The organism is Bowmanella yangjiangensis (assembly GCF_017255015.1).
Classification (GTDB): Bacteria; Pseudomonadota; Gammaproteobacteria; order Enterobacterales; family Alteromonadaceae; genus Bowmanella; species Bowmanella yangjiangensis.
In genome coordinates this window covers 1-371 of record NZ_JAFKCS010000720.1, presented here as the reverse complement: position 1 = coordinate 371, position 371 = coordinate 1, and the positions used below count along the sequence as shown (strand labels likewise).

Here is a 371-nt window from a genome sequence, read left to right as displayed (position 1 = left end):
AGCAGCAGCCCGATGCCGAACAGCAGACCACAGACGAACGCAATCACACGGCGCATCCTCAGCCCCCCAGCAGATGACGCAGAACGAACACGGTGGCGAACCCGCTGGCCATGAAGCACAGCGTCGCCACCAGCGAGCGCGGTGACAGCCGGGATATGCCGCAGACGCCGTGGCCGCTGGTGCAGCCCGAGCCATAGCGCGTGCCGATGCCGACCAGCAGCCCGGCAACGATCAGACCCAGGCTGCCCACCTCGAAGTGGACCGCCGGCAGCGCGCGGAACAGCCCCCAGAGCAAGGGCGCCAGCAGCAGGCCGACGACAAAGGCGGCCTTCTCGCCACGGCCTTCCGCGTTGCGCTGCAGCAGGCTGCCG

The 371-nt window shown here is 69.3% G+C and carries 1 protein-coding gene; it reads right to left on the bottom strand.

The window, feature by feature from the left end:
• Positions 1 to 58 precede the first annotated feature (58 nt).
• The coding region (locus tag J0A65_RS26405; RefSeq protein ID WP_206597147.1) for a YeeE/YedE family protein at positions 59 to 371 on the bottom strand (313 nt) is incomplete at its 5' end.